This is a genomic window from Bacillus sp. MN7755, from assembly GCF_054771475.1.
On the sequence record NZ_BTRL01000008.1, the window covers coordinates 247,678 to 259,883 of the forward strand.

The 12,206-nt window shown below is 36.8% G+C and carries 13 protein-coding genes and 1 pseudogene; 4 read left to right on the forward strand and 10 right to left on the reverse strand.

The features are described 5' to 3' along the window. Nucleotides 1-153 precede the first annotated feature (153 nt). From ACYVEC_RS08300 to ACYVEC_RS08310, 3 genes are all read right to left on the reverse strand, one after another. Nucleotides 154-1,047 (reverse strand): ClpXP adapter SpxH family protein, encoded by an 894-nt coding sequence (locus ACYVEC_RS08300; protein ID WP_063224605.1) that lies wholly within the window; start codon nucleotides 1,045-1,047, stop codon nucleotides 154-156. Further along, nucleotides 1,047-1,445, reverse strand: coding sequence for a globin domain-containing protein (locus ACYVEC_RS08305; RefSeq protein ID WP_000043381.1), 399 nt, complete (start codon nucleotides 1,443-1,445; stop codon nucleotides 1,047-1,049). Before ACYVEC_RS08305 ends, ACYVEC_RS08300 begins: the two co-directional genes overlap by 1 nt. A gap of 179 nt (nucleotides 1,446-1,624) precedes the next feature. After that, nucleotides 1,625-2,203: a CYTH domain-containing protein gene (locus tag ACYVEC_RS08310; protein ID WP_063224604.1), complete on the reverse strand. Its 579-nt coding sequence runs from the start codon at nucleotides 2,201-2,203 to the stop codon at nucleotides 1,625-1,627. Nucleotides 2,204-2,347: 144 nt separating this feature from the next. On the opposite strand from ACYVEC_RS08310, the gene ACYVEC_RS08315 reads away from it, so the two are divergent. From ACYVEC_RS08315 to ACYVEC_RS08330, 4 genes are read left to right on the forward strand one after another with little or no spacing between them, the layout of a single operon-like run. Beyond that, on the forward strand, nucleotides 2,348-2,719 hold the full coding sequence (locus ACYVEC_RS08315) for a UPF0738 family protein (RefSeq protein WP_460506132.1): 372 nt from the start codon (nucleotides 2,348-2,350) through the stop codon (nucleotides 2,717-2,719). A 30-nt stretch (nucleotides 2,720-2,749) separates the two neighbouring features. Next, nucleotides 2,750-3,388: a GTP pyrophosphokinase gene (locus ACYVEC_RS08320; RefSeq protein WP_001081482.1), complete on the forward strand. Its 639-nt coding sequence runs from the start codon at nucleotides 2,750-2,752 to the stop codon at nucleotides 3,386-3,388. 18 nt (nucleotides 3,389-3,406) lie between these two features. Continuing rightward, nucleotides 3,407-4,204, forward strand: a complete 798-nt coding sequence (locus ACYVEC_RS08325; protein ID WP_000673195.1) for an NAD kinase — start codon at nucleotides 3,407-3,409, stop codon at nucleotides 4,202-4,204. 15 nt (nucleotides 4,205-4,219) lie between these two features. Continuing rightward, a complete protein-coding gene (locus tag ACYVEC_RS08330) occupies nucleotides 4,220-5,113 on the forward strand; it encodes an RluA family pseudouridine synthase (protein ID WP_098555424.1) in 894 nt (297 codons plus the stop codon). Nucleotides 5,114-5,161: 48 nt separating this feature from the next. On the opposite strand, the gene ACYVEC_RS08335 is transcribed toward ACYVEC_RS08330, so the two are convergent. The 7 genes and pseudogenes from ACYVEC_RS08335 to bclA form a co-directional block, all read right to left on the reverse strand. Then, nucleotides 5,162-6,550 carry a peptidase G2 autoproteolytic cleavage domain-containing protein gene (locus tag ACYVEC_RS08335; RefSeq protein WP_098555425.1) on the reverse strand — a complete coding sequence of 463 codons (1,389 nt, stop codon included), beginning with the start codon at nucleotides 6,548-6,550 and terminating at the stop codon, nucleotides 5,162-5,164. A 156-nt stretch (nucleotides 6,551-6,706) separates the two neighbouring features. After that, complete coding sequence (gene prpE, locus ACYVEC_RS08340) at nucleotides 6,707-7,447, reverse strand: bis(5'-nucleosyl)-tetraphosphatase PrpE (RefSeq protein WP_098555427.1); 741 nt, start codon at nucleotides 7,445-7,447, stop codon at nucleotides 6,707-6,709. Nucleotides 7,448-7,521: 74 nt separating this feature from the next. Then, nucleotides 7,522-8,682: an FtsW/RodA/SpoVE family cell cycle protein gene (locus ACYVEC_RS08345; RefSeq protein ID WP_063224600.1), complete on the reverse strand. Its 1,161-nt coding sequence runs from the start codon at nucleotides 8,680-8,682 to the stop codon at nucleotides 7,522-7,524. A 146-nt stretch (nucleotides 8,683-8,828) separates the two neighbouring features. Further along, on the reverse strand, nucleotides 8,829-9,764 hold the full coding sequence (locus ACYVEC_RS08350) for a glycosyltransferase family 2 protein (RefSeq protein WP_063224599.1): 936 nt from the start codon (nucleotides 9,762-9,764) through the stop codon (nucleotides 8,829-8,831). Nucleotides 9,765-9,770: 6 nt separating this feature from the next. Further along, nucleotides 9,771-10,529 (reverse strand): class I SAM-dependent methyltransferase, encoded by a 759-nt coding sequence (locus ACYVEC_RS08355; protein WP_063224598.1) that lies wholly within the window; start codon nucleotides 10,527-10,529, stop codon nucleotides 9,771-9,773. A gap of 141 nt (nucleotides 10,530-10,670) precedes the next feature. After that, nucleotides 10,671-11,516 carry a TylF/MycF family methyltransferase gene (locus ACYVEC_RS08360; RefSeq protein WP_063224597.1) on the reverse strand — a complete coding sequence of 282 codons (846 nt, stop codon included), beginning with the start codon at nucleotides 11,514-11,516 and terminating at the stop codon, nucleotides 10,671-10,673. Nucleotides 11,517-11,638: 122 nt separating this feature from the next. Further along, nucleotides 11,639-12,206, reverse strand: a pseudogene (gene bclA, locus ACYVEC_RS08365) (collagen-like exosporium glycoprotein BclA); the annotation flags it as partial.

Sequence of the window (12,206 nt, forward strand, 5' to 3'; positions counted from 1 at the left end):
TTCGACAAAAGGGGTTGTCATCTGACGTCGAATCTTGTAATATAATAAGCGTGAACGAATTCACATACAAACATATACCCCTTTGTTTGAACGTGAAAATTTCTCCCATCCCCTTTAATATTTTTATAAGCCGTAAAGAAAAAGACCTGGTGTTTACACCAGGTCTTTTTCTTTTGCTATCCATTTCCAATAACGCTCACATTTTACGTCAATCATTTGTACTTTTCGTTTCAGTTGTAATTTTTTTAGTTCACGCTCGATCTCTTGCTGCGAACAGTCGTATATAAATGCTACTTCTTTTGAAGATATAAATTGCGTTGCTTCTAGTAACACTTCTAAAGGCGGTAATGGTTCTGGCTCGATTTCACATTTTACAAGTTCTTTTAATAATTGTACGTATACATCATAGGAATAAGTTCCAGCGATTTTAATACCTTCTTCATCTGAATTCGCATGAAAAAATACGAGAGAAGGTATTTCGGTAATATGCATCTCATTTGTGAATTTCAAGTCACATTGGAAAGCTTTTTTTGCGCTGGCGGAATATAGGTCTTTTTTAAATTCCTCTACATCAATGTCGCTATCTTTTGCACATGCAAGTAATAATTCGCAGTCTGGGTTTGATACATTTTCAAGGAAAATGTATTCTTGGAGTTTTCGCAAAAACTTCGAACCTGCTTTTCGACCCTGTAACTCCGCTGCCTTAATTGCCATCGAAACTAAATATGGTGTTGATGATGCCTCTTGCATATGTACTTTTCCATCACATGAAAAACCTTGTAAGCTTGTCGTCTTTTCCCACACAAATCGAATATTAGCAGGTTTATTCCATTTGTGTGAGGAAGCGTTCGTTCCGTCCACTTTTCCAGTTACAATATGACGAATAGAGAAGTATTTCCCGTATTCAAGCCATAGTTTAATAATAAAGGGTTCAATTTCCCAGCAATCTTTACAAAGTGGATCAATAAATAAATATGCTTCTACAGACTTATGCTCACATGCGGAAGGAGATGGCATATTGATATGCTTTGCTTCCTGTTTATCCATTATATTTCACCTGTTTCGTTTGGAGTATTAACCATATGCTGAGCAGTTAATGCTAAACGTTCAAAAACGAACTCTCTTATATGACCGTGCACTCCTGTGTCATCCATTGCTTGCTCCATGCATGATAGCCAAGCCTCTGCTCGTTTTGGCGTAATCTCAAACGGAAGATGGCGTGCTCTTAACATAGGATGACCATGTTCTTCAGTGTACAAATTAGGACCACCTAAATATTGTGTTAAAAATTGTTTCTGCTTCCTAGCGGTTTCTGTTAAATCATCCGGGAAGATGGGAGATAGGTCAGGGTGCTTACTGACATAGGAATAAAATGTGTCTACTAATATTGCAATGCATTGTTCACCGCCAATTGCTTCAAATGGTGTCATCGGTTGCTTGCTCATCCTTTATAAACTCCTTTTTCCATGAAATGTATATCTATTGTAGCAATGGAATGTTAGGGAGGGCAAATAAACAGCCTTCATAACATTCTTTGCTTATTCTACAGATGTAAAAGAATCTTTTCTTTTTTAAAGTGAGATGTATCCACTAGTAGAACGTATTCACTAGTGGAATTTTCACTTTAGCGTGCTTTGTTTTGTTTGGCAAGGAAAAAGCGTTTTACTTTATTATTTGTATGACGGATGGGTATGTCGTGTTGCTTTAATAAATGAATAAATGCAGCTTTTCCTGTTTCTTCATCTTGCACTTCAAATTCAATTTCATAATCATCGTGATTGTAATAGAAACTATGATCAAAGACAAGCGTTCCGTCTTCAAATAACGTTTCAGCTCTTTCAGTTGTTAAACTACCCATATAAGCTAAAGTAGAAACAGGAATTTGTAGTTTGCGTAGTTGATCCATTACAGCCCCTGAAATAATTACGTTTGTTTCCATCATCATTCTTGCTTCGTCTTCTGTTACGACTTGATGCGTTTCCAACAAGCCAACTTCTGCAGGTTGTTTCAATGTTAATGTATAAGTTTCTTCTTTATGACGAATACGAAGTGCAGAGCCAGCTTCTTTTAATGAGAAGTTCGGTGTTTCAAAGTAGTGATTCACTTGTTTCGTAAATACCTCAATAGAAAACGATTTACATAATGTAACGAATTCTTCTTCTGTAACTATATTTTTAAATTCAATTTCAATTTCTTGTTTCATTGTATGCACTCCCTTTGATAAATAATTCTTTACACATTATCGCTTTTTCACAAATTTGGTTCAATGTTTTATTTGTTTGCGTCCATGTTATGATACAATAATACTGTTAAGTAAGACAGGAAGTTGAGATGGAGGAGTTAGAGCATGCAAAATAAAATCCAAGTTAAGAGCGTAGAAAAGAGAGAGAATGCTCTTATTTTTTGTGCGAAAAATAGTGAAATAGAGGTAAAGGAGTTAAGTACGCGTAATCACGTACTTGTAGACTCAGACAATTTATCATTTTTATATATCTTAGAAAACGAATCATCTTTCATTTATGTAAGTATTCCGCACACATGCTGGGAAGCAATGCATGAAGCGATGAATAACGATGTGGTAATGTTCGTTCGCGTAAATGACATTGAAATGGAATTAGAAGGATTAAAAGAAGAAGTAGAATATTTAGTTGAAAATATTGAAGGTAATGCAAATTATGGAGAAGAATTAGTAACTGCTGTAGAAAAGGTATTTCTATAAGCAAATGGATTGATTTTGGTGGTGGTTGAAATGAATCGAAATTGGGAAGAATTTTTAGCACCTTACCATCAAGCGGTGGCAGAGCTGAAAGTGAAACTAAAAGGAATGCGTACTCAATTTGCAATGTTAACAGAGCATTCTCCAATTGAGTTTGTAACAGGAAGGGTAAAGTCGGTTGCGAGTATTATTGATAAAGCGGAGAAGAGAAATGTACCGTTAGACCGGCTGAGAGAAGATATGCAAGACATCGCGGGTCTTCGAATGATGTGTCAATTTGTTGACGAAATTAAGCCTGTTGTAGAATATCTTCGAAAACGAAATGACTTTGAAATCGTGGAAGAACGTGATTATGTCACGCAAAAGAAAGATAGCGGTTATCGTTCTTATCACGTTGTTATTAGTTATCCTGTTCAAACGATTCAAGGAGAACAAAAAGTATTGGTAGAAATCCAAATACGCACGTTAGCAATGAACTTTTGGGCAACAATTGAGCATTCTTTAAATTATAAATATAGTGGACGTTTTCCTGAAGATATTAAAATACGCTTGCAACGTGCAGCGGAAGCAGCATTTTTATTAGATGAAGAAATGTCTTCTATCCGTCTTGAAATTCAAGAAGCGCAGAAAGCTTTTTCAAGAAAGCAAGAAACGAAAGATTCCGAATCATAAACTAAAGGGTGTTGGGCGATGAAATTTACAATTATGTCAAAGGGAGATCAATCATCAGATACACTGGCAAGCACGATGAAAGAATACTTGCTAGATTTTGGATTTATAATGGATGAACAGGAACCCGATATTGTAATTTCTGTTGGAGGAGATGGAACGCTTTTATATGCGTTTCATCGTTATTATAATCGATTAGATGAAACAGCATTTGTTGGCGTACATACAGGGCACTTAGGTTTCTATGCAGATTGGTTACCGACAGAAGTAGAGAAATTAGTAATTGCAATTGCTAAAACGCCATTCCAAGTGGTGGAATACCCGCTTTTAGAAGTGATTATTCGCTATGTGAATGGGAGTAAAGAGTCACAGTATTTGGCGATGAATGAAGCGACTGTAAAAAGTGCAGAAGGTACATTAGTAACAGAAGTGGAAATACGCGGAGAGTACTTTGAAACGTTCCGCGGGGATGGCCTTTGTATTTCTACCCCTTCAGGAAGTACTGCGTATAATAAAGCGCTTGGTGGAGCGATTATTCACCCTTCTATTGAAGCGATTCAAATTGCAGAAATGGCATCTATTAATAACCGTGTGTTTCGTACGGTAGGTTCGCCGCTCGTACTGCCAAAGCATCATACATGTGTGTTGAAGCCTGCTGCAGGAATGAACTTACAAATTACGGTGGACCATTTAACGATGGTTCATCAAGATGTGAAATCAATTCAGTATCGCGTTGCAAACGAGAAAGTACGATTTGTTCGTTTCCGTCCATTCCCGTTCTGGAAACGAGTTCGTGACTCGTTTGTTGCAGATAAATAGAAAGGGTTTATATATTTGAACAGATTTACATTGAAATGGGATATAGAATCGGCTGAAGAGGGAACTTTAGTTAGAGAATTTTTAAAAACAAAAGGGATTTCTAAAGCCGCATTAACGGATATAAAGTTTCGCGGCGGAGCTATTGAAGTAAATGGTCAACATACGAGTGTCCGTCATCAGTTGCAAGTTGGTGAAGAATTACGTGTCTTTTTTCCGGTGGAGGAAAGAAGTGAAGGGATGATTGCAGAGGATATCCCTTTATGTATTGTATATGAAGATGATGCAGTTCTTGTCATTAATAAAGAGGCGAACATGTCAACGATTCCGTCTAGAGAACATCCATCAGGAAGTGTTGCGAATGCGCTCTTATCTCATTATGATAAACAGCATCTTGCAAGCACGGTGCATATTGTAACAAGATTAGATCGTGACACTTCAGGGCTTATGCTTATTGCAAAAAATCGTTTCGTACATCACCTTTTATCGAAACAGCATCAACAAAAAGCTGTGAAAAGAACGTATGAAGCAATCGTTCATGGGGAGATGATAGAACGAGAAGGGACGATTGATGCACCGATTGGACGAAAATCGGATAGCATTATTGAGCGAAAGGTTTGTGAAGATGGGCAAAGAGCAGTTACTCATTTTAGAGTAATTGATAGTGCGAATCATAAGACACATGTATCGCTTGAGCTTGATACAGGAAGAACGCATCAAATTCGTGTGCATATGGCGCATATAGGGCATCCGTTACTTGGCGATAATTTATATGGTGGAAAAAGGGATGAAATGAAACGACAAGCACTTCATAGTACATCTTTGACGTTTTACCATCCTATTTTAGAGAAGGAAATGTCTTTCGCTACAACGATTCCAAGTGATATGCAAGAGGTATTAAAGCATGATTAAAAAGGGAACAAAATTCTTCTGTAATGAAGAATTTTGTTCCCTTTTTTCTTAGCGGAATAATATTAAAATTTGATTTTCACCCGTGCGCTTTATAACGAAAAAACCACTTTCGGATTTTGTAGCAATGCCATCGTCATTTGGACGGCAATATCCATGGGTTTCGCAAGTGCCGTCATCACGTACTAACATTTGTCCAATTAATCCGACAGGAAGCCACTCGGTACGATCTTTCCTTGCTATATATTTGCAAGCTGGATCCCATTCTGTATTTAAAAGTGGTTGTATGTCTTGCGATTCCGAATGTACATATTGGCGTTTTCCGAAGCTATCTGTTTTGTAGCGTTTTTGCCAACTTAAAGCACCGCTATTTCCTATAAGAGCGGGGGTTGCACTAGATATTCCTAAAATGAATGAATCATTTGAAGTAGCGATTCGAATTTTTTCTTCGCTACTAAATGTAACGAAATAACCTACATCAATAAGAGTATTGTCTGCTGTTTCAAACATTTGTGCAAAATCGGTTCCGCTTGCATTATAAGAAGCGCCATCAATGTACATTTCTCCATTATGAGCAAGCCACTTTGCACCGATATTATGATCGGTTTCATTTGATCCGTTTGCAATAAACCAAGAATATGATTCTTCTGCTGTGCCGAAGCGTCCCATAATATGGCTACCTGCAAAATGAGCTGTTGATGTATGATTACCTTCCGCATGAGAAGAGAATCCGTTAGCGATAGTAGCGGTTCCTTCTGCATGTGCTGCTTCGCCTAAAGCGATCGTATGTTTACCTTCCGCATGAGAATAAGAGCCACCTGCTATCGTTTCACTTCCTTCACTATGGGAACTATGTCCAGTTGCTTTTGTTTTTGATCCTTCTGCATGGGAGAAAGAAGCTTTTGCGTGTGTAAGAAGCCCTTCTGCGTGTGAAGCTGTACCCTCTGCATTAGAGTGAAGTCCTTCTGCATGTGCATACCGTCCCCCTTTTTTTACTTTTGTATTTTCAGGTGTAGGGGTTTGAATTATGATAGTTTTTTCTGTTTGTATATCATTGGATGGTGCTAATGCTTCTTTTATTTTCTTCACTTGATTTATAATAGCAGCTGGAATTTCTGATTCCGCTTTTTTATTTATTGCTACAGGGATGTTTTCTTCTGTATTTTTCTCTGTTTGTTCAGAAGATACAATCTGTTCATTATGAGTAGGAAGAGAGTTGTTTTTTTGCTGCATCTTTGTTTTTTTATTATCAATTATGCGGCTCATTACAGCATTTTCTAAAGAGACATATTTTGGTCTAGCTTTGTTTTTGGGGGAAGCTTCTTGTCCTTCCAATTCTTCTAAAGCTGCAGCTCGAATGCTGCACCAGTTGTTAATTCCGTACATGGGCAGATAAAAAGGCGGGCATTTTCTTTTTTGTTTAGAAGATTTTTTCTTCATTCTGTCACCTCCTGCGACAGTATATGCCGTGTAATGAAAAAAAGATGCACTTTATTGCATCTTTTTTTCATTACTTTACCTAGTTTTTATATGAGAGCCGCCTAAATGGTACGATAATCCCTCGTAATTTATGGATGGTACGGTAAATAAGAGGCGTTATGAAATTGGGCGGAATTTCTCAGGGACAAAAGGCAGGGAGGAAGGGACGGAAACGGTCTCCATTTCGGGATAACGTAGCCCGGTTAGTTTGCCACCAAATACAGCGCCAGTGTCAATATTGACTGTATGATTTACAAAGCGAGGTTCTTTTACGGGTGTATGTCCATATACAATCCAAGCTTGTCCTTTATATTCCTTCGCCCAGTCGCGACGGACAGGTGAGCCGTCAGCATGTTTTTCTCCTGTAATATCGCCATATAATACAAAGGTTTGTACTTTTTTATCTTGTCTTCCTATATAATCTTGCCGAATTCCGGCGTGACATACAAGTAACCTTTTCTCATCGAGTACGTGATATAAAGGGGATTGCTCGTAAAGTGTGATGAATTTTTCTTTTATAATGTTTTGTTTATGAGAAGGCAGTGCTTCATATTCAGCAACAGTTGTTTCGAGTCCATGAGCGATTGTTACATTACGCCCAAGGAAAAATCGGTATAGTTTATTACAGTGATTTCCCGGAGCGTAATAAGCTACTTTTTTATTTATGACAAGTTCCCATACAATTTCAATCATACGTAATGAATGAGGGCCTCGATCAGTAATATCACCAACAAACGCAATTTGGCGTTGATCAGGGTGAATTGGCAGGTCACTATTCCAGTTATATCCGAGTTTCGTCGTTAAATCTTGAAACTCTTGGAAGCATCCATGTATATCCCCTATAATGTCATATTTCATATTTAAACCTCCATCATATTTTTCATTAGTATATCTAAAAAAGGATAGAGATAAAAATATACCGTTTTTGTACGTCAGTTGAACATAAAGATTTTCGTTCTTGAGCGAACGTTTAAAACAAATCCAATCGCTATCATGTATGTGAGTAAGGAACTTCCTCCGTAGCTCATAAGGGGTAATGTGATTCCTGTAATAGGCAGTAATCCGATGGTCATCCCGATATTTTGGAATACTTGAAAAGTAAACATTCCGATTGTACCAGCACAGATGTAACTACCGAAAGGGTCATTACTTTCTAAAGCGATATGAATCATGCGGAAAATAAGTAGGAAAAAAAGTGCAATAATGACACTTGCGCCTAAAAAGCCGAATTGTTCAGCGACATTAGTGAAAATAAAATCTGTATGTGGTTCTGGAAAGTATACTTGTCCATTTTCCCAACCTTTTCCTTGCATTTCCCCTGATCCAGTAGCTAAGAAAGCTTGTCTTAATTGATAGCCTTGCGCATCATATTTGTAGGGCGCTAACCAGCCGTAGAAGCGATTTAGTTGATATTCTTGTAAAATGTGTGCTTTAAAGAATTTTGTATGAGTAAAAAAAATATACGTTAATGTAACGCCAGTTGCAAAAATACCGGAAACTAATCCGAAAATAAAACGCCAACGTATACCAGAAACTAGTATCATTGCTGCGAGCATAGCGGAAATTACCATTGTGTTTCCTAAATCAGGCTCCTTTGCAATAAGTAGTAGTGGTGGCAAACTTGTTGCGCATATTTTGCCGAGCAATAAAAAATCATCGTGTATTGTCCGGCAAAAATATTTCTCATTGTGATTTGCTATAATTCGTCCGGTGACGATAATTAAAAACAATTTCATAATTTCAGAAGGCTGGAAATTTCCGATGCCTGGGAGCCTGTACCAAGCTGTTGCGCCTTTAATTGTAATGGCACCTGGTACTTGAAGTTCTAGTCCAATAAGTAGTATCAATGCAAAGCTATATAAATACCAAGCAATTTTTTGATAACGATCGAAATCAATAATCATAATCATGCCAATGGCTATAAATCCAATGAAGTACCATTGGATTTGCTTTAATACAAAATTTACATTTTGCAAAAATGGTGGTAAAGAGGCTTGTGCACTTGCAATTGCAAAGCAACTAACAATCCCAATGGCAAATAAGATGAATAGTAATACGTAGTCTATTTGATATTGAGAATTTGGATCTTTCAATGTATGTATTCCTTTCTATCGCCTAGTAAGTGTATGAATCATGTCATGATAAAAATAATATACAAGCAGACTATGCATACATTTATTCCACTATTTGTGGGAAGTCATACATCACAAAGAAGGAATAGCTCCTTCCTTGTGATGGACTATATGGCACGGAGTTCTTTTGTAATTATATTTAAACAATAGGAAAGACGTGTATGTGTATTTATATCTGGAATGAGGTTCGGAAATAGATTGTAATATTTGAACGCATTTTTATACCATCCGTAAGCTCTTATCAAACCCTTTTTATAATGTTTGGGGTCTTGTAAGAAACCATACTTTTTTGAGGTTAAAACGAGATGAGAAAAATCTTCACAGCCTTCAAGGAATTTGTGACGTACTTGCTGTCCAGTATGAACGCGGAAGGAACTTAAAGGCTCAGTGATATACATCGCATCACCTTTTGAAAGTAAATTGATCCAAGAGGCCATATCAACACTACAACCATATTTTCTGCCATTTAAAGTGCCGAAAGGTTCTGTTAATAGACTTTTTCTAAAGAGTACGATTGTAGGTTCGCCGATAATATTTTGTCCCGCTAAAAGCATACGGTTTCCAAAATCTTTCCCATTTAGTAGAGTATTTTCATCATATAATTTTTTCATGGAGGGGTGTTGTTCAATTATATCTCCATCATCATTGATCCAAGTACGATAGGATGTGATAAGTGCAAGATTTTTATTTAAGTCTTGTTGGAAATAAAACATCATTTTTTCAATTTTATTATTATAAAATATATCATCGTCCATTAAGAAATTTATGTACTCTCCATTTGAATGTTCTAAGAGCGTAAGGGCGTTATGAAATTGTCCTAAAGTAGAGGGATTTCGAATGTACGTTATATGTTTATGCTTATGTAAATAATCTCTGTATATTAATTTTTCTGTTTCATTATTTGTGCTATCGTCTCCTACAATAATTTCAATATTTGAATACGTTTGTGCTAATGCACTTTCTAGAGCAATTTTAAAATAATGTGGTCGATTATAGGTGGGAATAAGGATGGAAACGAGAGGTGGATTTTTTATAGTATCCATATACAACTACCTTTCAGAAATTTTTTTTGTAAGAATAATATCTTGATAACTGGTGTGTTCAGTTCTGCCACACCATGAACCATAATGGGGAGGAGTCTGTACTTCTAGCCCATATTTATTTAATAGAGTACGAATATCTTCCTCAGGATAGGCAACTGCGAAATTCGGGATATCTTTATTTAGAACATAACAATTGTCAATTTGATGATAAAAACCTAACGTACTTAGCCCTGCATTTAAGTAATAGGAAGATTCAGGATTAATTAAAAAGAAAGTAATAAAACATCTCCCATCTTTTTTCAGAACTCGTGCAATCTCGCATACGTAATGTTCTAATTCTTTCGGAAGGAGATGGGTAAATACAGACGTTAAAAAAATAAAATCGAATGATTCATCTTCATATGGAAACTTGTATTGGGAAGCATCTTCTTTTCCATCGGGATTGTAGAATTGGTTATATATATCGACATGTTCAAAATGGAAATTGTTACGGCGTGTTGAAATGTTATTTTTGCACCATGTAATTCCCTTATTAAATAAGTCAAATCCATAATAAGTACCATCATCGCTTAAATAGTTCATTAATGGAACCGCCATCCGGCCGATACCACAGCCTATATCTAGCACTGTTTCATTTGATTTTAAATTGCCAATTTCAATAAAATACTGCATAAACTCTTTTCCAACTTCTTCAAAGTCACCACCTACATATTGAACGAGTTCTGGGGGTGGAATTAATGTGATTTTTTTCTCATTTTCGTTCATACATTCACTCCGTCCTTGTAGTAAAGTAAGAGATTTTTATTGCATATATAAGTTAATCATTTGTAGTGAGGGGAACTTTACACGATTGGTTCTTACGAATCAGTAGTGTGATAGAACCCCTCAAAAGAATAAAATTGTATTCTATTCTTTTCGCCAATAAATACCGAAATCATCAATTTGAGTCATAGGAGCTTTTATGTTTCTTTCACTTCTGAAATCTGTTACAGCCTCTGCGCATGTTATCAATCCATAATCATCAATAATAATAAAGCCACCTGTTGAAACTTTATCATATAAATTTACAAGACTATCCATCGTTGATTCATACATATCACCGTCAAGGCGAGCAATTGCAATTTTTTCTACCGGTGCTGAAGGCAGTGTGTCTTTAAACCAACCCTTTAAAAATTTCACCTGATCATTTAATAAATCGTATTTTTTAAAATTTTCTTGTACTGTTTCTAAAGAAACTCGTAAGTAATCGAATGTGTGCAAATAATCACCATAATCTTTCGGATATTGTTCTAAGTTAGGTGCGGGCAGACCTTCAAATGAATCGGCAACCCATACAGTACGATCCTTAATGTTGTTTGCTTGTAAAAATCCATTCATAAAAATGCATGATCCTCCGCGCCATACACCAGTTTCAATAAAATCGCCTTCTATATTTTCCCTGACTACAGTTTCCATAGCCTCTTGTAATTGATTCATACGTTTTCGACCAACCATACTGTGTGCAGCTCTTGGCCAATCCTTGCCACCTTGACGCTCATTGTCTGAAACGTTAGGATTAACGATTTTTAAATTGTGATTTTCTACATACTGCTTAAGAAATAAAGGAAGTGGAACCGTAACTGGTTCATATGATAGTTCTTTAGATATATGTAACGAAGCAGGTAAGTATGGTTCGTATTCTAACCATATTTCAAATAAAATTGTTTTCTTTAGTAACTCAAGATAAAGCTGGACAGCCGATTTATTTTCCATATAAGTGCCTCCTGCGGAATGTCATACAACATTATGACTATGTAGAAAAGGAAGATTTAATGATTGAATTTAAAAATGAAAAAGCAGTAAAACTGATATCAGTTTTACTGCTAAGTAAAAAATTAAGCAACTTTTTCAATAATAATAGATGCACTCGTACCAAGAGCTAATGATAGCCCAAGCCCTGTAACAATTACTTCAACTAATGATGGAGTTGTCGTAATTTGCGTAATTGCTTGAACAACGATAGGCGCTCCAACTGAGATTAAAGTTGCCCCAGTACCTGGTACAGGTAATCCGTTTACTTGGATTGTAAGGCCTCCTAATAGACTTACCGCTGCTGTATATACGATAACAGTAATTTTATAGAATCCAGTTTCACTAATTACGAAAGTATCGGCATCTAATTGAGAAATTGCTGTACCAAACTGAGATCCAACAGTATTAAATGGTAGTGGATCATTAATTCCAAGATCTAAAGAAATCCCAGCGGAGTTAAATGCATACAATCCTGCTGGAAGTCCTAGCCCTGATGGTCCAGTAGGTCCAGTAGGTCCAGTAGGTCCAGTAGGTCCAGTAGGTCCAGTAGGTCCAGTAGGTCCAGTAGGTCCGGTAGCACCAGTTGGCCCAGTAGCGCCAGTGTCACCAGTTGGCCCAGTAGGTCCAGTGGCGCCAGTGTCACCAGTTGGC